This window comes from Glycocaulis sp., from assembly GCF_050485565.1.
Taxonomy (GTDB): domain Bacteria; phylum Pseudomonadota; class Alphaproteobacteria; order Caulobacterales; family Maricaulaceae; genus Glycocaulis.
Window position 1 is genome coordinate 125,400 of the sequence record NZ_JBJHBQ010000008.1, and the last position, 19,600, is coordinate 144,999.

Below are 19,600 nucleotides of genomic sequence, written 5' to 3' on the forward strand. Positions count from 1 at the left end.
AAAACGCTTTCCTGCTACTGGTTCAACGGATCGGTCACAAGACCGATATTGGCGTAGCCAGCCGATGACACGCGCGCCATCACACGCATGACCTCGCCATAGCCCACCGCCTCGTCGGCACGGATATAGACACGCGCCTCAGACCCGGTGCGCGAGATCGCCTCCAGACGCGGCACCAGCTCGTCAAAGCCGACCCGCGTTTCCTGCAGGAAGATCGAGCCATCGGCCTGGATGGTGATGGTCAGCGGCTCTTCCGACGTGGTCATGGCCCGCGCTTCGGTATCGGGCAGGTTCACATCCACACCGACGGTCAGCAGCGGGGCTGCGACCATGAACACGATCAGCAGCACCAGCATCACATCGACGTAAGGCACGATGTTGATCTCTGCCTTGGGCTTCCAGCGGCGGCTGCTCCTGCGGCCGCCCATATCGACCGGACCGGCCATCTATCCCTCCCGCGCTGCGAGGGCGGACAGATCGTCGACAAAGCCTTCCAGCCGGACGGCATATTTGGCGAGCTGGGAGGAGAGCGCGTTGAAGAAAATCACCGCCGGAATGGCGGCCACAAGGCCCAGACCCGTTGCAAACAGCGCCTCGGCGATACCCGGTGCCACGACGGCCAGATTGGTGTCACGCGATGCGGCGATGGAGCGGAAGGAGTTCATGATCCCCCACACCGTGCCGAACAGGCCGATAAAGGGCGCGGAGGAACCGACAATGGCGAGGATGCCAAGGCCCTGCTCCATCCGGGTCAGCTCCCGGTTGGCCTCCGCCCCGCCAGAGCGCGAGACAGAGAAGCTGTCCCAGTCACGCAGCGCAGCGGCCAGCACCCGGCTGAACGGATCCCTGGGATTGCGCGCATAGCGGTTGGCAAGATCATCAATCGAGCCGCCAGCCCAGAAATCATCCTCGAAGCGGGCTGCCTGCGAGGCCGCCTTGCGGAACTGCAGGAATTTCTCGATGGCCACCGCCCATGACCAGACGGACATGAACAGCAGGATCGCCATCACCGCCTTCACGATGATATCGGCGCGCATGAAAAGGTAGAAAATAGTCAGTTCCTGCGCTGGCTGGGCCAGCTCTACGGCGACGCTATCCATGGCGGTTCCCTCACACTCCCGGCAAACGGATGAGCACGTTGCTTAGCTGCGCGCAAAACACAAGCCAAGCCCGGCGCACTCAAAACCCGCCCTCACATGTTCCCGGCAGGCTTTCTCTGATCCGATTGGGGCGATTTGAAGGAGGAAGGGTTAAAAACGCGTTGGGATTTGCAGTGGGACTTAAAGCGTAAGAGCGCCGCTACGCCAGAGGCGCAACGACTGCGAGATGAGCGTTGATGCTGTCCCTCACACGCTGGCTGAGCGGCAGATGTGCGCTCTCTTTTGTCCAGACCTCGCGGAAGCGCGCCGCTGTCTCCTTCGCGGCGTCCAGCACCAGCTTTTCGGGCAGTTCTGCTTTTGCCGCCAGATGCGCCAGTTCGTCTGCATCAAATCCAGCAAACCGGCTGGTACGGCTGAATTTGAGAGCAAAGTTTTCATCGCGGATATACGCAATCGTCGAGACGAAATCATAGGCCGGTGCGAGCGATGCTGTCTTCTGATCACGATAGATCAGGGACCAGTTCTTCACGTGCATGTCGGCATTTCCGATCAGTACGTTGAAGGTCAGGCGGCGGATAAACTCGGCCACGTCCTTGTTGCCAGCCTCGATGCCGATGATCTGGGCGATACGGCGCAGCGAAGCGGTTTTGTATTTGTCTTCCGGGTATAGGCCGAAAACCTGCGCAAAATCCTCGATATGGACACGCGATCCGTCAGCGGCGCGGTCAAACCGTTCGATGGCAAAGGCTTTGCGCCTGAAGAAATCAGCGCCCAGGCCGATGCCCTCGGGCAGGTCTTCAATATCACCGATATCAACCAGCCGGACCGGCGGCACGTCGATCCCCACCATCGCGGCAAGGCTCATCATCGAAAACTCGTTTTCCGGCACGTCCTCGAACTCGCGGGAGGGCAGCTTGATGATCCAGTTGCCGCCCTGACCAGCGGCCGGGATGGTGAGACCGCCGCGGGCTTCCAGCAGCGCCGAGAATTTGAGCTGAACGCCGGCCAGCGAAAACCGCAATGGTCCGTTCGCCGGCCTGCCTCGCGCCTCCTCATAGGCGTCATCGCCGTCAAGCAGCTCACCGCCTGCCGGCACGATGGTGACGGCGCCGGGAAGGTCCATGCCCAGCGCCCTGAGCAGCGGAAACTCACGTACCGGATTTACCCGCGCGCGCTCCGCCAGATAGGCGCGCATATGCCCTTCGGGCAGGAGGTTGGAAAAGAATGGCAGGGCGCGTGTCTGCGTCGGCGCAAAATCGCTGAACACACCGCCGAATGTATCCTTGAAGCCAAGGCTCAGCGTCGGCCGGTTTTCATCTCCGATATAGCTTTCGGTGAAGGCAAAGAGCATCCGGTCGCCGCCCAGATGGGTCAGCGTGCCGATCTCGCGCTCATAAAGCCGGACGCTCAATATGGACGGGAAAGCGCCTGACCTAGCCATCGTCTCGCTCGTCCAGCTGGTATTGCGAGCGTGAGACGGCTCCAGCGCCGGTGTGGGCGGCCTCGTTCCGGCGGGAGCGGAGAATCGCCTGCACGGCAGGAAGAGCCGGTCTCGGCACCAGCTCCAGCTCAATTTCCAGGGCGCGCGCGATCTCGACAAGGCTTGAAAGCCGGATATCGACCGCTCCGCTCTCGATCTTCGAGATATGGCTTTGCGGCACGCCTGTCAGTTGAGCCAGAGCCCGCTGGCTAAGACCCTTTTCCTCGCGCGCCTGCTTCAGGCGGCTAGCGATTTTCTCCAGAAGATACGACATTTGATCTGCTTTCGCATATCGATATATCAATATGATTTATCAAAGCATATCACATAGCGGGCCTCAGCCCCAAGAGCTATATATTTTTATATATCAAGAGGCGTTAATTATATGCTTTAGCATATCAGCGCTATTCCGCCACCCGCGCCAAAGCATCCTTCAGACCCGCAGGCAAGCGCTTGGGGCGGCCATCCATATCGATGCAGACCGCTTCCACTTCGGCGCTGGCGAGTAAAACCCCGTCGCGGGTAATCGCCTGCTCGATCTGCATGCGCACGCCGGAGAGGCTGGCAAAGCGGGTCTCGACCATCAACGCGTCATCAATGCGGGCGGGCGCGTGGTACTCCACCGTCACTTTCCGCACCGCAAAACCCAGCGGCGGATCGGCTTTGAGCAGCTCTGTATGGCTGAGGCCTGCCGTGCGAAGCGCGTCGGTGCGCCCGCGCTCGAAGAATTTGAGATAGTTCGCGTAATAGACAATGCCGGTAAAATCGGTGTCCTCGTAATAGACCCGCACGGGCAGTAGGTGCGCCCCGCCCTGCCAGCGTCCGGCCTCCGGCGCGCTCATTTATCACCTCCAAAGAGGTCCGGCGAGGAGCGTGGCGGCTCCAGCCCCATATGCGTCCAGGCGCGCGGGGCGGCGATGCGGCCCCTTGGCGTGCGCTGGATGAAGCCCTGCTGGATCAGGAAAGGCTCGACCACTTCTTCGAGCGCATCGCGCGCCTCGGCGCAGGCCGCCGCCAGCGTTTCCACGCCCGCAGGCCCGCCGGCAAAGCCTTCAATGAGAACGCGCAAGTAACGCCGGTCGAGGCTGTCGAGACCCACCTCGTCCACCTCAAGGCGTTTCAGGGCAAGGTCCGCCACTTTCGACGAAATGCTGGTCTCGCCATCGGCCTCGGCAAAGTCACGCACCCGACGCAGCAGGCGGCCTGCCACGCGCGGCGTGCCTCTGGCGCGTCTGGCAATCTCGCGTGCGCCGTCGGGCTCTATGGCTGCGCCAAGCTTTCCGGCGGCGCGGGTGACAATGCTGGTCAGTTCTTTCTCGCCATAAAATTCCAGCCGCACCGGCACACCGAAACGATCCCGCAGAGGCGTGGCCAGCAGACCTGCCCGTGTGGTCGCGCCTACGAGCGTGAAGGGCGGCAGATCGATGCGCACCGTGCGCGCGCTCGGCCCCTCCCCGATCACGAGGTCCAGCGCGAAATCCTCCATGGCGGGGTAGAGGATTTCCTCCACCACCGGCAGCAGGCGGTGGATTTCATCGATGAAGAGCACGTCGCGTTCTTCCAGATTGGTCAGGATCGCGGCGAGATCGCCTGCACGCGCGATGACGGGGCCGGAAGTGGCGCGGAAATTCACGCCGAGCTCTCGCGCCACGATCTGCGCCAGCGTGGTCTTGCCAAGCCCCGGCGGACCGGAGAGCAGTACGTGATCGAGCGCCTCGCCCCGGCTGGCGGCAGCGCTCACGAAGACCTTGAGATTATCGATGGCGGCGCGCTGGCCGACGAACTCGTCAAAGCTCAAGGGGCGCAACGCCTTGTCGCGCCCGTCCCCCGGCGCGGGTTCGGTTGAGATGATGCGGTCTGCCTCGGTCATCGCATCCCTCTCTTTCCTCCCCCGTTCACGGGGGAGGTGTCAGCGTAGCTGACGGAGGGGGGAGCTTTCTTGAACAATCCCCCCCTCGGCCTTTCAGGCCACTCCCCCCGTAAACGGGGGGAGAAAAAGCATGCGACGCCCCTCACCGTGCCAGCTCCTTCAGGGCCGCACGGATCAGCAGGGTCTCGCCCGCAGCCGGGTTGGCGGTGATGGCGAGCGCGACCGCGTGGCGCGCCTCGCTCTCGCCATAGCCCAGATTGGTGAGCGCGCTGATCGCTACTTCGCGGGCGTCATCATTGCCATCGTCAGGCACAGCTACGGGCGCAGAAACCGCCGCCGGAGCCTCGCCATCGGAGAGGGCCTCTACAAGGCTCTCAGAGCCCTTCTGGGAGCGCCGGCGCGCGGGCGGGGCCTTCCCCTTCAATTCGACCGCAATGCGCTCAGCGAGCTTCCGGCCCACCCCCTTGGCGCGTTCAAAAGCGGACGCATCGCCCAGCGCCGCCGCCGTCTCGATGCCAGAGGCAGAAACCGCGTCCAGCAGCGCCAGTGCGTGCTTGGCACCGACGCCCTGCACGCCCTGCAGGCGGACGAACCAGGCACGTTCCGCTTCGGTCAGGAAGCCGAACAGCCGGAATGCGTCCTCGCGCACATAGGTCTCGATATGCAGGGTGATGCCGGTGCCGATCTCCAGGCGCGAGCGCGCGCGGCTGCCAAGCGAGACGAGATAGCCGACCCCGCCCACATCGATGACGGCGTCCTCATCGCCCAGCGCGATCACAATCCCGTTCAGCATGCCGATCATGCGCTCATCCTCGCTATTGAACCGCGATGATGCGCGTGACAGACGGCCACCGCCAGCGCGTCGGCAGCGTCTGCCGTCGCGCGGCTGCCCGGCAGGATGACGGCGATCATGGCGGCCACCTGCCCCTTCTCCGCTGCGCCGGTGCCAACGACGGACTTCTTCACCAGACGCGGCGCGTATTCGACAACGCTCAAACCCGCCCGCGCGGCAGGCAGGATCGCCGCGGCGCGCGCCTGACCCAGCTTGAGGGCCGTGCCTGCGTTCGCGCTGACGAACTGGTCTTCTACCGCCGCCTCATGGGGGGCGTACTGCGTTACCAGCGCTTCGACAGCGGCAAAGATCGCTTCCAGACGCTGCGGCAGCGGTGCTTTCACCGGCGCGCGGATCGTGCCGTGAGCCACCAGAGACAGGCGCGTGCCGGTCTGGTCGATCACGCCCCAGCCGGTGGCCGCAAGGCCCGGATCAATGCCAAGAATGCGAATCGTCTGGCTCATCGGGCGAGCATACAGGATTGCCCCCGCCCTTCGAGCGTCACCTAAACCCGCTTCAGCGCCTCTTCGACGACACGCTCCGCTGTAATGCCGAAATGCTCGTAGAGCTGCTCTGCAGGCGCGGACGCGCCAAAACCGGTCATGCCGACAAATCCGCCCTCGCGCCCGATGATGGCATCCCAACCCCAGCGTATGGCGGCTTCGACGGCAACGCATGGCACACCGTCCGGCAGGACAGAGGCGCGATAGGCATCATCCTGTTTGAGGAAACGCTCCACGCTCGGCGCGCTGACGACGCGGGCCTTCACGCCCTTCCGCGCCAGCATGTCACGCGCCTGCACGGCCAGTTCCACTTCGGTGCCGGTGGCGATCAGCACGATCTGCGGCGCACCGCCTTCGGCCTCGCGCAGCACATAGGCGCCGCGCGCGGAGAGGTTTTGCGAGCCATCATCCTCGCGCAAATGCGGCACGCCCTGACGCGACAGGGCAAGGATGGCCGGGCCATCATTGCGCTCCAGCGCGCAGGCCCAGCTTTCGGCTGTCTCCAGCGCGTCGCAGGGCCGCCAGGTCTCCACGCCCGGAATGGCGCGCAGGGCCGAGAGATGCTCGACCGGCTGGTGGGTCGGGCCGTCTTCGCCGAGCCCGATGGAATCGTGGGTCAGCACATAGATGACGCTCTGGTTCATCAGCGCAGACAGGCGGATCGCCGGGCGGCAATAATCGGAGAAGATCAGGAAAGTGCCGCCATAGGGCGTGATCCCGCCATGCAGGCTCATCCCGTTCATCGCGGCGGCCATGCCGTGCTCGCGCACGCCGTAATGGATATAGCCGCCGGAGAAGTCTTCCGCCTTGATGATGGCTTGCGAGCTGGCTTTGGTCAGGTTCGAGCCCGTAAGGTCTGCCGAACCGCCAATCAGCGCGGGATAGTCCGCCGCAATCGCTTCAAGCACCTTGCCCGAAGCAGCGCGCGTGGCGAGCTTGGGCTTTTCGGCCACGACTTTGGCGATGTGGTTTTTCAGCGCTTCCTGCGCGGCCTTTGGCACGCCGCCGGCCATGCGCGCGATGAAGGCATCGCGCACATTCGATGCCGCCAGACGGTCATTCCACGCCTTGCGGGCGGCCGCGCTGCGCGTGGCCATTTCCTGCCAGTCGGCATAGATGTTTTCCGGCACCTCGAACGGGCCGTGCTCCCAGCCGAGCGCCTTCCTCGTGCCGTCGATTTCTTCAGCGCCCAGCGGCGAGCCGTGCGAACCGGCAGTGCCAGCCTTTTTCGGTGCGCCATAGCCAATCGTGGTGCGGCAGGCGATCAGGACCGGGCGGTCGCTGGCTTTTGCGCGCGTCAGCGCCGCGTCAACCGCAGCCGGATCATGGCCATCGACGCTGAGCGTGTCCCAGCCCGCCGCTTCAAAGCGCGTCTTGTGGTCGACGGTGTCAGACAGCTCGGTCGAGCCGTCGATGGAGATGGAATTGTCATCCCACAGCACGATGAGGCGGTTGAGTTTCAAATGACCTGCCAGCGAGATCGCTTCCTGGCTGATGCCCTCCTGCAGATCACCGTCAGAGGCGATCACCCAGGTATGGTGATCGACCAGCGCATCGCCGAAATGCGCATTGAGGATACGCTCGGCCAGCGCCATGCCGACAGCGGTGGAAATGCCCTGCCCCAGCGGGCCGGTGGTGGTTTCCACGCCGGGCGTGTGGCCGAACTCCGGGTGGCCGGGCGTTTTCGAGCCGAGCTGGCGGAAGTTTTTCAGCTCGTCCATCGTCACACCCTCCACCCCGATCAGGTGCAGGATGGAATAGATCAGCATCGAGCCATGGCCCGCCGACAGCACGAACCGGTCCCGGTCGGGCCATTGCGGATCAGCCGGATCGAACTTGATATGCTTGCCCCAGAGCACGGCGGCCGCATCGGCCATGCCCATCGGCATGCCAGGATGGCCGGACTTGGCCTTCTCGACAGCGTCCATCGACAGGGCCCGGACCGCATTGGCCATCGGACGGATACGATCAAGATCGGGAGCGGTCATGGGGATGGGCCTCTGGTGAGAGTCGTGGGTATGGCGGGGTCAAAGCCTGAATAGCCGGGCAAGGTCAAGACTGGCGGCGTCAAACCGGCTGTGATTGCCTTTCAGGAGGTCGTTTGTCAGCAGCTTGCCCAGCTCCACGCCCCACTGGTCGAACGGATTGAGGCCATAGATCAGCCCCTCGCAGAAAACTTTGTGCTCGTGAACGGCGATCAGCGCGCCGAGCCCTTCAGGGTCGAGGCGTTCGAGCATGATGATCGAGCTGGCGCGCCCGCCGGGCAGCGTCTTGTGCGCGGCCAGCGCGCCCTCGCCTTCATGGCCATCGAGCAGAGCGGCGCTCTGGGCAACGAGATTGGCCCCAAGCGCCTTGGCGCGTTCATCACCGCTGGCATAGAGCGACTGCACGGCAATGAAATCGATCGGCACCTCGTCCACGCCCTGATGGAGCCACTGGAAGAAGGAATGCTGGATGTCAGACCCCTTCCCGCCCCAGACCAGCTGCCCGCCGGAATGGGCAGACAGGGCCGAGCCATCAAGGCGCGCCGGCTTGCCAAGGCTCTCCATCTCCAGCTGTTGCAGATAGGCGGGCAGAAGCTCAAGGCGCGTCGAATAGGCCGCGACGCAGCGCGCCAGCAGGCCGCGCCCGGCCCGGTTCCACACATCGATCAGTGCCTTGGCGAGCGGCAGATTGTCCTTGGCCGGAGCGGCTGCGAAGTGCTGGTCAATCTGGCGCGCGCCATCAAGGATGCGGGCGAACACGTCCGGTCCCAGCGCGATTTCAAGGCACAGCCCGGCCGCCGACCAGAAGGAATAGCGCCCGCCCACGCCCTCCTCGAACGGGAAGATATGCTCCGGTGCAATGCCGAAGCTTTCAGCTTTGCCGGGCGCAGCGGTGGCGGCGGCCATGCGGGCATTGGCCGCCTCTTCGCCAAGGCTTGCCGCCAGCCACGCCTTGGCCGCACGCGCATTCATCAGCGTTTCGGACGTGGTGAAGGATTTTGACGTCACACACACCAGAGTGGTCGCCGGGTCCGCGCCCTCAATGGCATCCTCAAGATCTGCCGGGTCCAGATTGGACACGAAGCGCAGATCGACGCCCTCGCGGCGGAACGCCTTCATGGCGCTGTAAACGAGGCGCGGGCCCAGATCAGACCCGCCAATGCCGATATTGATGATGCGCGTGACCGGCTTGCCGCCCGGCGCATCCGTGCCCTGACAGGCACGCGCGAACGCCGCCGTGCGCGCCCGCGCCGCCTCGATACGCGCCGCGAGGGCGCGGTCTTTCAGCGCGGAGGCATCACGCAGCGCGGCATGCAGGGCCGGACGCCCTTCTGTAGGGTTGACGATATCGCCAGACAGCAGCGCCTTGCGCGCGGCGTCGAACCCTCGCGCCTCTGCCAGCGCGAAAAGCGCGTCCATCGCGTCCGTATCAAGGCGCTGATGACGGGCATCGAGCGTCACAGGACCGGCCTGCCATTGCAGCGCGGTGTCACGCGCGCCGCCCGCGCGCACCAGAGCGCCCAGCGGTTCGCCTGCAAGGCGCTTCACATGCGGTGCAAGCTGGCGGGCAATATCCATCGGCGCTGCGCTCATGCCTTCGTCGCCGAACATATCAGCACGGTCAGCCCGCCTTCGGCCTTCGCTGACTCCAGCGGGTCGATCCCCAGCGGCTTCAGCCCCGCCCCTTCCAGCCAGGCACGCAGCTGCGCGCGTTCAAAGCCCAGATGGGCGTGATGGTATTCGGCGCGGAAGCCCTCAAAATCGTGGGCCTCAAAATCTGCCAGCAGCAATAGCCCGCCCGGCGCGAGCACGCGCGCCCATTCGGCCAGGGCGCGCTGCGGCTGGGCGATATAGTGGAGGACCTGATGCACCGTGATGAGGTCGGCAGAGCCGGTCTCCAGCGGCAGGGCGGTCGCATCGGCCTGACGCACCAGACGGTTGGCCAGCCCCGCCTCGCTCATCTTTGAACGGGCGACGGTGAGCATTTCCCGGCTGAGATCGACACCCATGCCGTCCTCCGCTCGGTCGGCGAAAATCTCCAGCATGCGGCCCGTGCCTGTGCCGACATCCAGATGCAGGCGGAATTGGCGCTTGCCTGCCGCCTTCAGCATGGCAGCCTCTACCGCCTCTTCAGAGAAGTGCAGGCCGCGGATGCGTGCCCATTGCTCGGCGGCGACCTCGAAATATTTCTGCGCGGTCTCGGCGCGCAGGCGGCGCACCTCGCTCAGACGTGCCAGATCGCGGGCGACTTCCACATCATCGCTGCGCTCCATCTCTTCGAGCAGCGCAGCAAGGCGTTCGCCCACGCGTGAACGGGCCAGCCGGTAGAACACCCATCCGCCTTCGGGATAGCGCTCGCAAAGCCCTGCGTCTGCAAGGAGTTTGAGATGGCGGCTGACGCGCGGCTGGCTCTGCCCGAGCACCTGCATGATCTCGCTGACCGTCAGCTCGCCGCGCAGCAGCAGGGTGACGATCCGCAACCGGGTCGGCTCGCCCAGTGCCTTCAGCTTGGTCAGCAACTCTGCGTGCATCGGCACCCTGTCAGTCGTAAAGACTCATCCAGCCACCGGCCATAGCCAGTCTCGCATGAAAAGTCGATTCAGCCACCCGCGCCCAGGGCTGCCATGGCCCCGATATTAGCCGCGAGGTGCTCTGTGCGGGTGGTGGTCATCACCACGCAGTCGGCTAGCCCGTCAAGAACAGGGTCTGCCAGAGCGTCCGGCATGGCCGCGCGTGGGCCGTCCGTCCCGCCCGTCCGCAAGCGCCGGGCAAGGGCGTAGAGATCAGAGGCTTTGCGCGGAAGGCGCAAGGGCGGCGGACCATCGCCAGCAGCCTCGATCCCCATGACGGCGATGCCTGCGCCCCGTGCCGCCCGCAGGCGCGACCGCGCCGCCTCGCCAATAAAAGGATGGACCGGTGCCATCAGGATTTTGAACGCGCCGGTTTCCAGCGCCGCATCCAGCTCAGCGCCCCTGCCCGCAACGCCGAGATGACGGAAGGCTCCGGCTGTTTTCATGTCAGACAGGCGCGCCAGCAGGGCCGGGGTCAGCTCTAAAGGTGCCGGGCCATGCAGTATCAGCCCGTCCACGCCCTCAAGGCCAAGCCGGGACAGGCTGGCGCGGATGGAGCGCTCAAGGCCATCGGGGGAAAAATCACGGATGCGCCGGGCAAGACCGGCACTGCAGACGCCCGCCTTTGTGGTCACGAAGACGTCGCTGCGCGGCAGGCAAGCCAGGGCGCGGCCCAGCCGCTTTTCGGCTTCGCCCGCGCCGTAGGCTGGCGCGCTATCGAACACACGCACCCCCCCTTCAAACGCCTGCTCGACAAGCATCCGTGTTGCGCGGGAGGGCAGCAGTGCCGTGCCATGCGGGCCGGACACACCAAATCCGAGGCGGGAGGGCAGAAGCGTCATATACTTTGCCATACACGGCTTGGCGTATGCGGGCCAGTAATCGCAGCGCGCGCGGAGTTTGCATGACTGACCTTCCCGTAATCCGCGCAGCCAATGGCGACGATGCCCCGGCCATCCACGCGGTCTATGCACCCATCGTCGCCAACACCGCGATATCGCTGGAACTGGACGTCCCGTCTGTCGAGGAGCTGGCGGCGCGCATCGCCGCCGTCTCTGCCGAATTTCCCTACCTCGTGGCGGAGATGGACGGCCAGCTTGCCGGATACGCCTATGGCAGCCGCTTCCGGTCGCGCGCTGCCTATGATGCCAGCGTGGAGGTCACCGTTTATGTCGGCAGCGGGTGGCAAGGGCGCGGCGTTGCCAGAACGCTGTATGCTTCGCTCTTCGATGCGTTGCAGGCACAGGGCAGGCACGCTGCGTTCGCGGTCATAACCCTGCCCAATGCCGCAAGCGTGCGCCTGCACGAAGCTGCCGGGTTTGAACCTGCCGGGGTCTGGAAGGAAGCCGGCTTCAAGTTCGGGCAATGGCACGATGTGGGATGCTGGCAGAAGCGGCTTGGCCGTACTTAACGCCGCCGCGACTCGACAATGGCGATGGCGGCGCGGATGGCTTCGCCCTCATCCATGTCGGTCGTATCCAGCTCGACCGCATCATCGGCCTTCAATAGCGGCGCATCGGGACGTGAGGCATCACGCCCGTCACGCTCTGCCAGCTGGGTCATTATCTGTTCCAGGCTGACCGTCTCGCCGCGCCCGACCAGCTCGCTCCAGCGGCGCGAGGCGCGCACCTCGGCGCTGGCGGTAACGAACAGCTTCACATCGGCATCGGGGGCAATCACGGTGCCGATATCGCGCCCGTCCAGCACCGCGCCGCCCGGCTGGCGGGCAAAAGCCTGCTGCACGTCTTTCAGGGCCGCGCGCACTTTGGGGTGAGCCGACACGATAGAGGCGGCAGCGCCCGCACCGGCGGTGCGGATTTTCGCCTCATCAATGCTGGCAGGATCAAGCGCGCGCGCGGCCGCCTCGGCAGCGGCGCTGTCGGCGGGATCGCCGCCTGCATCAAGCACAGCCACCGCGACCGCGCGGTAGAGCGTGCCGGTATCGAGATGGGGAAGGCCAAACTTTGCCGAGAGCGCCCGCGCAATCGTGCCCTTGCCCGATGCGAGGGGTCCGTCTACCGCAATCAGCATGCCTGTCATTCTCCGTCGCGCAGCCCTCTAGGAGGCGAGCTTGCCCATCTCGTCTTCGGAAATGTCGAAATTGGCGTAGACATTCGACACATCATCGAGGTCTTCGAGCGCTTCCATCAGCTTCATCAGCGTGGCGGCCTTGTCGCCATCAACCTCGATCAGGTTTTGCGGACGCCAGATGATGTTGGCGGACTTTGCCTCGCCAAAGCGCCCTTCCAGAGCCTCGCTCACCTCGGCCAGGTCCTCGCGGGCGCAGAAGATGACGTGTTCGCCCTCTTCATCCTCGCCGCCCTCTTCCTGGCTAACATCCTCGGCACCGGCCTCGATAGCGGCCTCCAGTACGGCTTCCTCGTCACCAATGGAGAGGGGAAAACGTATCTCGCCAACCTGATCGAACATGAAGGAGACCGAACCGGTTTCGCCCATATTGCCGCCATTCTTGGAGAAGGCAGAGCGCACATCAGAGGCTGCGCGGTTCTTGTTGTCGGTGGAGGCTTCCACGATCAGGCCGACACCGGCCGGGCCAAAGCCCTCATAGCGGATCTCGTAATACTCCTCGACATCCCCGCCCTGACCCTTCTTGATCGCGCGCTCGATATTGTCCTTGGGCATGGACTGGCCCTTGGCGTTGGCAACGGCGAGACGCAGGCGCGGGTTCATGTCCGGGTCCGGGCCACCCATTTTCGAGGCAATGGTGATTTCCTTGGAGAGTTTGGAAAACAGCTTCGCGCGCGCCTTGTCCTGACGGCCCTTGCGATGCTGGATATTGGCCCATTTGGAATGCCCGGCCATGGGGAACCTCCTGCAAACATGTCTGCCCGCCAGAGCGGGGAGCGCGCCTTCTATCGCATAGGCCGGGCTTGGGCAAACCCGCTGCTGGCAGCGTTGTGAAAAAGTGCCGTCTGGCTTGCCGGACGCCGCTTTTCCCGGCTATGCGTTGAGCTGGCTCTCGAAAGGCTTGGCTGATGCGCATCTGGTTGAAGCGGCTGCAATCGCGATTGCAGGACCCCCGCCAGTTCTCCGTACCGAAGATGAAGCGCGAATGCCCGATCTGCGGATATGAAGGCGTGTTTCTGGCGCTGGGGACACCGCCGCGCTGGGACGGGCGCTGCCCGAACTGTTCCTCACGCGAACGCCACCGGCTGATCCACCTCTTCCTTGAGCGCGAGCAGATTGACCTGACACGGCTGGGTACCATTCTGCATTTCGCGCCTGAAAAGCACGTCAAGCGGATGCTGTCGGCCCACCCCGGATACAAGGCCGCCGACATCGTGCCCGGCAAGGCCGACCTGACCATGGACATTGCCGACATCACCCTGCCCGAAGGCTCCGTCGACATGGTGGTGGCCAACCACGTGCTTGAGCACGTCCCCGATGACCGCAAGGCGATGGCCGGTATTGGCCGCTGTCTGGCACCCGGCGGGATGGCGATCATCACCGTGCCGCAGAACTGGGCGCGCGAGGAGACGTTCGAGGCCGCCCCCGATATCAGCGAAGCCGAACGCTTCGCCCATTACGACGATACCGGCCATGTGCGCTATTACGGGCGTGATTTCGCGCAGCGCTTTGCCGATGCCAGCGGGCTGGATGTCGAGGTCTGGCGCCTGCCGCCGGAGGAGGAGCCGCGCTGGGGGCTGTTTCGCGGCGATGTCCTCTATATTGGCCGTAAGCCGCAGGCGGCCGCAGCCGCATGAGCGTGATCGCCGTCATCCCGGCGCGCTATGGCTCCACGCGCTTTCCCGGCAAACCGCTGCACGCAATTGCAGGCGTGCCGATGGTGGAGCGTGTGCGCCGCCTCGCGCTCGCCGCCGGCAGCGTAGGCCAGGTGATCGTCGCCACGGATGACGCCCGCATTCTGGACGCCGTTGCCGCGCAAGGCGGGCAGGCCGTGATGACGCCGGAAAGCTGCCGCAACGGCACTGAACGCGCCTTTGAGGCCGTGAAGGGCTTTGCCAAGCCTGATGATGTCATCATCAATCTGCAGGGTGATGCGCCACTGACACCGCCCTGGGTGATTGAGGCAGTTGCAGCTGAGATGGCGGCCAATCCGGATCTTGCCATGGCAACCCCGGCTGTGGCGCTGTCAGAGGATGCCTACGCCAAAATGGCCGACGCCAAGGCGCGCGGCGAGGTTGGCGGCACGACGGTTGTCTTCGACCGGCAGATGAATGCGCTCTACTTCTCCAAGGCAGTCATTCCCTTCCAGCGCGAAAAGAGCGCCGGCACCCCCGTCTACAAGCATATCGGGCTTTACGCCTATCGCTTTGCCACGCTGGAGCGGCTGGTGGCGATGGAACCGACGCCGCTGGAAAAGGCCGAAAGCCTGGAGCAGTTGCGCGCTCTGGAAAACGGCATACCGATCCGCATCGTGCTGACCAGCTATCAGGGGCGCACGCCATGGTCGGTGGACAGCCCGCGCGACGCTGAAATCGCCGCCAGCATCATCGCCGCAGAAGGCGAGATCGTCTGATGCGCCTGATCCTTGCCCGTCACGGCAATACGTTCGGACCGGGAGATGTACCGGTCTGGGTCGGCGCGGCAGAGGATCTGCCCCTCACCGACAAGGGGCGGGTGCAGTCGGTACAGTTCGGTCTGGCACTGAAAGAGGCCGGTATCATGCCGGCCCGCATCATCGCCGGGCCATTGCAACGCACGGCCAATGGCGCGCAGCTGGCCGCCGCCGAATGCGGTTTTGAGGGCTCCATCGAAATCGACACCCGGCTGCGCGAGATCGACTATGGCAGCTGGGGCGGGCGCAGCGACGCGGAGATCGCCGCCGAATGGGGTGAGAAGGCCATCGAGGACTGGCGCGAACGCTCGATTGTTCCCGGCGGCGCTGGCTGGACGCCGGAGCCCGCAGACATCGCCGCCAATGCACAGGCGGTTCTTCAGGGGATCACGGGCGCAGCCAAAGCCGGAGATACGATTCTGCTGATCTCCTCCAACGGTATTCTGCGCTATTTTCATGCGCTGCTGGGCGGCGATCCGGGGCGGCCGGAAGAGTCCAAAATGCGCACCGGACACTGGAGTGTTGCTGCCTACCGTCCGTCCGGCTGGGCGCTTGAAGTGTGGAACGCACCCCCTCACCCGGCAGCGCTGGGAGGGGCAGGCTGATGGGTCGGATCCTGCGCGCCGTGCTGAGCGAGGAGAACCGGGCGCTCTGGTCATGGCTCTGCGTCATGGTGCTATCTGCCCTGCTGGTTCCCGCTGGCGGGCTGGGACTGGCATCGGCTGCCGGCCTGTTTGCCATATTCGCCTTTCCGGGCGGAACGCTGGCGGCACAGCTGCGCTCACCGGGCGCGGCCACCCTTCTGACGGCTCTTGCGCTGGTCTGGATGACGGCCAGCTATGCCTGGTCGCCCAACCGCGATCCTGAAGAGGTGCTCAAGCTGGCCCTGCTGACGCCGCTCTACATCATCGTGCCGGTGGCCGCCGCGCGGGTGCGCGCCGCTGACCTGCCGCTTGCCCGCGCCGCGCTCATCGCCTCAGCCGTCTTCATCCTGTGTGTGATGGCGCTCGAGGCCCTGACCGGCGGTGAACTGTCACGCAGCTACAAGCTCGCGGTGGAGGGCTTTGATGATGGCCGCACGGACCTCGACATACGTGTCAACACCACGCTCAGTCGCGCCGCCACCGCGGCCATCATGCTGGCGGGTGTGGCCATCATCATGTTGTGGACGCAGCGCAGTGCGCCCTTGCGGGCGCTGGCGGCTCTGGCCGGCATCATCACCACCGCCATCGCGCTGGATTTCGGTGTCCATGCCAATGCGGTTGCACTTGGCGCGGCCATCATAGTCACCGCACTCGCCTGGCGCTGGCCGACCCTGACGCTCCGGCTATTGCTGGCCGGGCTGGCCGTCTTCATCCTGGCCGGGCCTCTCCTGTTTATCGGGCTTCTCGCCCTCGTCAGCCCGGAGACAGGCGCCGCCATGCCCATGTCATGGGAATGGCGGCTGGAGATATGGCGGTTTGCCCTTGAGCGGATTGGCGAGGCGCCGCTGGCCGGACACGGGATTGGCGCGGCGCGTGCGATTGACGGATCAATGGAGCTGCGCGGGTACGAGATCGATCTGCTTCCGCTGCACGCCCACAACGCGGCTCTGACCATCTGGCTTGAAACCGGGCTGGTGGGCGCGGCGCTTGTCGCCGCGGTGCTTGCCGCCCTTGCCCGCGCCCTGCCTTCGGCTGAGACCCTCACCCGGCCTGTGATAATGATGATCGCGTTCGCGGTCACGGTCTGGTCGGTGAACGTAGTGGTCAGCTATGGCATCTGGCAGGAATGGCATCATGGCGCGCTGGCGCTTGCCATAGCCGCCGCCTTCATCGCCCGCACCCGTCCCGGCGGCTAACCGGCAGGATTCTTGCGTCTTCTGGGTAAAATCCGGTGCAGAACGCGCCGGACCGCCCGGGAGAGCGTGATGGCGTATCAATATGGATCAGACAGCGCCCTGAACACAGCTGGCAAGACCAGCGCAGGCGAGTTCCTGCGTCCGGTTCTGCGGCGCACAAACGTGCTGCGCGCGTTCGGCTTCAGCGATTTGCTGGCCTTCTCGATCTGCCTTTGCATCACCATGCCGATGGCCTCGCCCCAGCACGACGATCTGCAGATGCTGCGCCATGCCGGTGCCAGTCTCGGCCTGTTTGGCGTGGTCATGCTCTGGCTGCGCTCGCGCGGGCACTACCGCGCACGTCAGGGCCTGGCCAACCAGATCCGGCCTGTCCTGACGGCATCACTGCTCGCCCTTCTGGGGGCCGGCACGATCCACATGATGAGCGGCGAGCCGGGCCTGCGGACCGCGACGCTTGTGCTGTGGCTGGCGCTTCCCGCAATGATGATGACCCTGCGCTTTGGCACGCGCGCGGCGCTGGAAGCATCGGGCCGGTGGGAGCAGCCCGTCACCTTGCTGACTGCCGCCGCCCAGCGCGCCGAACAGCTGACCATTTTGAAGCGCAATGCCGATCACGGGCTTGCCGCTGCTGCTGCCGTCCCGCTGGAGAGCCTGCAATCGCTGGACGACAATGAACTGGCGCGCTGGCTCGATACGCTGGACGACATGCCAGCCTTCCTGGCACCCGATGAGGCAACCCAAGGGGTGGCAAACCGGATTGCCAGCCTGCTCAGCGCGCGCGGCGTCTGCTTCTACTACCAGCCCTCGATTGGCCGCATACCCACACAGAATATCGACCTGATCGACTACCCGCCTGCCGACGGATTCGTCTTCCGTATCGGTGACAGTCTGGACCGCCCGCTGGCCCAGCGCGCCAAGCGCGCCTTCGATCTGGCCGCCAGCGGACTCGGCCTGCTGCTCATCGCGCCGGCCATGCTGACCTTTGCGTGGGCGATCCGGCGTGATGGCGGCCCGGCCCTGTTTGTCCAGCCGCGGGTCGGCAAGGACGGCAAGGCGTTCGGCTGCCTGAAATTCCGCACGATGTGCGTCGACGCCGAGGAGAAGCTGGCCACAGTGCTGGCGCAGGACGCTGAACGCGCCGCGCAGTGGCACACCTTCCAGAAACTGGATGACGACCCGCGCATTACCGGGATCGGGTACTGGCTGCGCAAGTTCAGCCTTGATGAACTGCCCCAGCTCATCAACGTGTTCAAGGGTGATATGAGCCTTGTCGGCCCGCGCCCGATGACGCTGGACCAGCAGGCCGATTACGGGCCGTCGCTGAGCGCCTATGTGCGCATGCGCCCCGGCATTACCGGGCTGTGGCAGGTTAATGGACGCAATGCCACCAGCTTTGCCGAGCGCGCCCGGCTGGATGACTGGTATGCCCGCAACTGGTCGCTCTGGCGCGACGCCGTGATCCTGGTGCGGACATTGCGGGAAATCGTGATCCCGTCAGGGCGGTGACAACGGGGACCGGCCATGCCAAAAGAGCGGTCATCGACCCCGTAATTCTGAACGCAAGCCCTGCCTGGGAGGCAGTTCCGGCACCATGATGTCCAGGCTCGCCATACTTGGCCGGATCAATATTCCTGACTGGGCCTTCTATCCGTCAGCCGCCGCGCTGGCGGGCCTGATGATTGCGCTTGCCTTGGTCATGCAGCCGCGCAATGCAGGCGCCACCGTGACCGAGCGCGAACTGGTCTTTCAGGGTGCGGCGCTGGCTGATCTGGTCAACGGGCCGGGTACCAATTTCCGCTTCGACCCCGGACATAGTGACGGCCCTGTGGCACGCGCGTCGTCGGCGGCCAGTTTCGAGATGGCCGGCAATATGTCAGCCGGTGTGGCCGCCTTCGTGCCGGACGAGTTCGAAACCCGCATTTCAGGGCGCCGCGTCCGGGTGGAGTTTGAAGTGCGCGCTTCGGGCGCAAACGGGCCGGATACGGTCCAGATCGCGTATTTCACGACCGGATATGGTGATAGCGGATGGCGCGAACGGCCCATATCACCGCAATACTCAACGATCTCCTTTGAGTGGGACGCACCTGTTCACCAGGGTCAGGAGTTCAACGAGGCCGTTGGCATCTGGCCCGACCCGCAAGGGGAAAACCGGGAAATCCTGATCCGGCGTATCCGCGTCTTCATCCTCCCTGACAACTCCTAGGGTCCATACTCATGCAGCTCTTCCTCGATACAGCAGACATTTCGCAGATCACCGCGCGCATGGAAGGCGGGCTGGTGGACGGCATCACCACCAACCCGTCCCTGATCGCAAAATCGGGCGCCGACATCATCGAGCGCATCGCGGAAATCTGCGCGGTGGTGCCAGGGCCGGTTTCGGCAGAAGTGGTCGCCACGGGCTTTGAGGGCATGCTTGAAGAGGGCCGCCGCCTGCGGGCCATTGCCGATAATGTGGTGGTCAAGCTGCCGCTCACGACAGACGGGCTGAAAGCCTGCCGGACCTTCACCGATGAAGGCATTCCCACCAATGTCACGCTGTGCTTCTCGCTGAACCAGGCGCTGCTCGCGGCCAAGGCCGGGGCCACATTCGTGTCGCCCTTTGTCGGCAGGATTGACGATATGGGCGGCGACGGGCTGGGCCTTCTGGAGGCCATCCGGGAGGTTTATGACCAGTACGGATACGAAACGGGCATTCTTGCAGCCTCCCTGCGCTCTGTTACACATGTGGAGATGGCGGCCAGAATTGGCTGCGATGCGGCCACGCTGCCGCCGGGGATATTCGATTCAATGGTGAACCATCCGCTGACCGATAGCGGGTTGAAGGCATTTCTCGACGACTGGAAAAAGACAGGGCGCAGCGGGTTGAGCCAGGGGTAGGCA

Annotated in this window: 22 protein-coding genes; 8 read left to right on the forward strand and 14 right to left on the reverse strand. The window is 64.7% G+C overall.

Annotation, left to right across the window (positions count from 1 at the left end):
* Nucleotides 1-14: 14 nt before the first annotated feature.
* The 12 genes from tolR to ACQ5ID_RS10570 form a co-directional block, all read right to left on the reverse strand.
* Entirely contained in the window at nucleotides 15-446 is a 432-nt protein-coding gene (gene tolR / locus ACQ5ID_RS10515) for a protein TolR (protein WP_371392381.1), read from the reverse strand.
* Entirely contained in the window at nucleotides 447-1,100 is a 654-nt protein-coding gene (locus tag ACQ5ID_RS10520; RefSeq protein ID WP_429912409.1) for a MotA/TolQ/ExbB proton channel family protein, read from the reverse strand.
* 199 nt (nucleotides 1,101-1,299) lie between these two features.
* Entirely contained in the window at nucleotides 1,300-2,541 is a 1,242-nt protein-coding gene (locus ACQ5ID_RS10525) for a type II toxin-antitoxin system HipA family toxin (protein ID WP_429912410.1), read from the reverse strand.
* On the reverse strand, nucleotides 2,534-2,854 hold the full coding sequence (locus ACQ5ID_RS10530; RefSeq protein ID WP_429912411.1) for a helix-turn-helix domain-containing protein: 321 nt from the start codon (nucleotides 2,852-2,854) through the stop codon (nucleotides 2,534-2,536). Before ACQ5ID_RS10530 ends, ACQ5ID_RS10525 begins: the two co-directional genes overlap by 8 nt.
* Before the next feature lie 130 nt (nucleotides 2,855-2,984).
* Nucleotides 2,985-3,422 (reverse strand): tol-pal system-associated acyl-CoA thioesterase, encoded by a 438-nt coding sequence (gene ybgC, locus ACQ5ID_RS10535; RefSeq protein ID WP_429912412.1) that lies wholly within the window; start codon nucleotides 3,420-3,422, stop codon nucleotides 2,985-2,987.
* Complete coding sequence (ruvB, locus tag ACQ5ID_RS10540) at nucleotides 3,419-4,450, reverse strand: Holliday junction branch migration DNA helicase RuvB (protein ID WP_429912413.1); 1,032 nt, start codon at nucleotides 4,448-4,450, stop codon at nucleotides 3,419-3,421. Before ruvB ends, ybgC begins: the two co-directional genes overlap by 4 nt.
* A 142-nt stretch (nucleotides 4,451-4,592) precedes the next feature.
* Complete coding sequence (gene ruvA, locus ACQ5ID_RS10545; protein WP_429912414.1) at nucleotides 4,593-5,252, reverse strand: Holliday junction branch migration protein RuvA; 660 nt, start codon at nucleotides 5,250-5,252, stop codon at nucleotides 4,593-4,595.
* Nucleotides 5,249-5,746 carry a crossover junction endodeoxyribonuclease RuvC gene (ruvC, locus tag ACQ5ID_RS10550; RefSeq protein WP_429912415.1) on the reverse strand — a complete coding sequence of 166 codons (498 nt, stop codon included), beginning with the start codon at nucleotides 5,744-5,746 and terminating at the stop codon, nucleotides 5,249-5,251. Before ruvC ends, ruvA begins: the two co-directional genes overlap by 4 nt.
* Before the next feature lie 41 nt (nucleotides 5,747-5,787).
* Complete coding sequence (gene tkt, locus ACQ5ID_RS10555) at nucleotides 5,788-7,773, reverse strand: transketolase (protein ID WP_429912416.1); 1,986 nt, start codon at nucleotides 7,771-7,773, stop codon at nucleotides 5,788-5,790.
* 39 nt (nucleotides 7,774-7,812) lie between these two features.
* Nucleotides 7,813-9,363, reverse strand: coding sequence for a glucose-6-phosphate isomerase (gene pgi / locus ACQ5ID_RS10560; RefSeq protein ID WP_429912417.1), 1,551 nt, complete (start codon nucleotides 9,361-9,363; stop codon nucleotides 7,813-7,815).
* Nucleotides 9,360-10,301: an ArsR/SmtB family transcription factor gene (locus ACQ5ID_RS10565; protein ID WP_429912418.1), complete on the reverse strand. Its 942-nt coding sequence runs from the start codon at nucleotides 10,299-10,301 to the stop codon at nucleotides 9,360-9,362. The genes pgi and ACQ5ID_RS10565 overlap by 4 nt, the downstream gene beginning before the upstream one ends.
* A 68-nt stretch (nucleotides 10,302-10,369) precedes the next feature.
* Nucleotides 10,370-11,182: an aldo/keto reductase gene (locus ACQ5ID_RS10570; protein WP_429912419.1), complete on the reverse strand. Its 813-nt coding sequence runs from the start codon at nucleotides 11,180-11,182 to the stop codon at nucleotides 10,370-10,372.
* A gap of 62 nt (nucleotides 11,183-11,244) precedes the next feature.
* Between ACQ5ID_RS10570 and ACQ5ID_RS10575 the strand changes: the two genes are divergently transcribed.
* A complete protein-coding gene (locus ACQ5ID_RS10575; RefSeq protein WP_429912420.1) occupies nucleotides 11,245-11,751 on the forward strand; it encodes an arsinothricin resistance N-acetyltransferase ArsN1 family B in 507 nt (168 codons plus the stop codon).
* Here ACQ5ID_RS10575 and cmk read toward each other — a convergent pair.
* Nucleotides 11,748-12,371, reverse strand: a complete 624-nt coding sequence (gene cmk, locus ACQ5ID_RS10580; protein WP_429912421.1) for a (d)CMP kinase — start codon at nucleotides 12,369-12,371, stop codon at nucleotides 11,748-11,750. The two genes, ACQ5ID_RS10575 and cmk, sit on opposite strands and share 4 nt — an antisense overlap.
* Nucleotides 12,372-12,398: 27 nt before the next feature.
* Nucleotides 12,399-13,163 carry a YebC/PmpR family DNA-binding transcriptional regulator gene (locus tag ACQ5ID_RS10585; RefSeq protein WP_429912422.1) on the reverse strand — a complete coding sequence of 255 codons (765 nt, stop codon included), beginning with the start codon at nucleotides 13,161-13,163 and terminating at the stop codon, nucleotides 12,399-12,401.
* A gap of 173 nt (nucleotides 13,164-13,336) precedes the next feature.
* On the opposite strand from ACQ5ID_RS10585, the gene ACQ5ID_RS10590 reads away from it, so the two are divergent.
* From ACQ5ID_RS10590 to fsa, 7 genes are all read left to right on the forward strand, one after another.
* Nucleotides 13,337-14,065 carry a class I SAM-dependent methyltransferase gene (locus tag ACQ5ID_RS10590; RefSeq protein ID WP_371392395.1) on the forward strand — a complete coding sequence of 243 codons (729 nt, stop codon included), beginning with the start codon at nucleotides 13,337-13,339 and terminating at the stop codon, nucleotides 14,063-14,065.
* Nucleotides 14,062-14,841 carry a 3-deoxy-manno-octulosonate cytidylyltransferase gene (gene kdsB / locus ACQ5ID_RS10595; protein ID WP_429912423.1) on the forward strand — a complete coding sequence of 260 codons (780 nt, stop codon included), beginning with the start codon at nucleotides 14,062-14,064 and terminating at the stop codon, nucleotides 14,839-14,841. The genes ACQ5ID_RS10590 and kdsB overlap by 4 nt, the downstream gene beginning before the upstream one ends.
* A complete protein-coding gene (locus tag ACQ5ID_RS10600; RefSeq protein WP_429912424.1) occupies nucleotides 14,841-15,485 on the forward strand; it encodes a histidine phosphatase family protein in 645 nt (214 codons plus the stop codon). Before kdsB ends, ACQ5ID_RS10600 begins: the two co-directional genes overlap by 1 nt.
* A complete protein-coding gene (locus ACQ5ID_RS10605) occupies nucleotides 15,485-16,720 on the forward strand; it encodes an O-antigen ligase family protein (protein WP_429912425.1) in 1,236 nt (411 codons plus the stop codon). The genes ACQ5ID_RS10600 and ACQ5ID_RS10605 overlap by 1 nt, the downstream gene beginning before the upstream one ends.
* A 69-nt stretch (nucleotides 16,721-16,789) precedes the next feature.
* Nucleotides 16,790-18,226 carry an exopolysaccharide biosynthesis polyprenyl glycosylphosphotransferase gene (locus ACQ5ID_RS10610; protein ID WP_429912426.1) on the forward strand — a complete coding sequence of 479 codons (1,437 nt, stop codon included), beginning with the start codon at nucleotides 16,790-16,792 and terminating at the stop codon, nucleotides 18,224-18,226.
* Between the two features lie 85 nt (nucleotides 18,227-18,311).
* Nucleotides 18,312-18,923: a hypothetical protein gene (locus ACQ5ID_RS10615; RefSeq protein WP_429912427.1), complete on the forward strand. Its 612-nt coding sequence runs from the start codon at nucleotides 18,312-18,314 to the stop codon at nucleotides 18,921-18,923.
* Between the two features lie 11 nt (nucleotides 18,924-18,934).
* On the forward strand, nucleotides 18,935-19,597 hold the full coding sequence (gene fsa / locus ACQ5ID_RS10620) for a fructose-6-phosphate aldolase (protein WP_429912428.1): 663 nt from the start codon (nucleotides 18,935-18,937) through the stop codon (nucleotides 19,595-19,597).
* The last annotated feature ends 3 nt before the right edge of the window (nucleotides 19,598-19,600 follow it).

Coding starts and splice junctions, on each gene's coding strand:
- tolR (WP_371392381.1), bottom strand. CDS start 446: ATGGCCGGTCCGGTCGATATGGGCGGCCGCAGGAGCAGCCGCCGCTGG.
- ACQ5ID_RS10520 (WP_429912409.1), bottom strand. CDS start 1,100: ATGGATAGCGTCGCCGTAGAGCTGGCCCAGCCAGCGCAGGAACTGACT.
- ACQ5ID_RS10525 (WP_429912410.1), bottom strand. CDS start 2,541: ATGGCTAGGTCAGGCGCTTTCCCGTCCATATTGAGCGTCCGGCTTTAT.
- ACQ5ID_RS10530 (WP_429912411.1), bottom strand. CDS start 2,854: ATGTCGTATCTTCTGGAGAAAATCGCTAGCCGCCTGAAGCAGGCGCGC.
- ybgC (WP_429912412.1), bottom strand. CDS start 3,422: ATGAGCGCGCCGGAGGCCGGACGCTGGCAGGGCGGGGCGCACCTACTG.
- ruvB (WP_429912413.1), bottom strand. CDS start 4,450: ATGACCGAGGCAGACCGCATCATCTCAACCGAACCCGCGCCGGGGGAC.
- ruvA (WP_429912414.1), bottom strand. CDS start 5,252: ATGATCGGCATGCTGAACGGGATTGTGATCGCGCTGGGCGATGAGGAC.
- ruvC (WP_429912415.1), bottom strand. CDS start 5,746: ATGAGCCAGACGATTCGCATTCTTGGCATTGATCCGGGCCTTGCGGCC.
- tkt (WP_429912416.1), bottom strand. CDS start 7,773: ATGACCGCTCCCGATCTTGATCGTATCCGTCCGATGGCCAATGCGGTC.
- pgi (WP_429912417.1), bottom strand. CDS start 9,363: ATGAGCGCAGCGCCGATGGATATTGCCCGCCAGCTTGCACCGCATGTG.
- ACQ5ID_RS10565 (WP_429912418.1), bottom strand. CDS start 10,301: ATGCACGCAGAGTTGCTGACCAAGCTGAAGGCACTGGGCGAGCCGACC.
- ACQ5ID_RS10570 (WP_429912419.1), bottom strand. CDS start 11,182: ATGACGCTTCTGCCCTCCCGCCTCGGATTTGGTGTGTCCGGCCCGCAT.
- ACQ5ID_RS10575 (WP_429912420.1), top strand. CDS start 11,245: ATGACTGACCTTCCCGTAATCCGCGCAGCCAATGGCGACGATGCCCCG.
- cmk (WP_429912421.1), bottom strand. CDS start 12,371: ATGCTGATTGCGGTAGACGGACCCCTCGCATCGGGCAAGGGCACGATT.
- ACQ5ID_RS10585 (WP_429912422.1), bottom strand. CDS start 13,163: ATGGCCGGGCATTCCAAATGGGCCAATATCCAGCATCGCAAGGGCCGT.
- ACQ5ID_RS10590 (WP_371392395.1), top strand. CDS start 13,337: ATGCGCATCTGGTTGAAGCGGCTGCAATCGCGATTGCAGGACCCCCGC.
- kdsB (WP_429912423.1), top strand. CDS start 14,062: ATGAGCGTGATCGCCGTCATCCCGGCGCGCTATGGCTCCACGCGCTTT.
- ACQ5ID_RS10600 (WP_429912424.1), top strand. CDS start 14,841: ATGCGCCTGATCCTTGCCCGTCACGGCAATACGTTCGGACCGGGAGAT.
- ACQ5ID_RS10605 (WP_429912425.1), top strand. CDS start 15,485: ATGGGTCGGATCCTGCGCGCCGTGCTGAGCGAGGAGAACCGGGCGCTC.
- ACQ5ID_RS10610 (WP_429912426.1), top strand. CDS start 16,790: ATGGCGTATCAATATGGATCAGACAGCGCCCTGAACACAGCTGGCAAG.
- ACQ5ID_RS10615 (WP_429912427.1), top strand. CDS start 18,312: ATGATGTCCAGGCTCGCCATACTTGGCCGGATCAATATTCCTGACTGG.
- fsa (WP_429912428.1), top strand. CDS start 18,935: ATGCAGCTCTTCCTCGATACAGCAGACATTTCGCAGATCACCGCGCGC.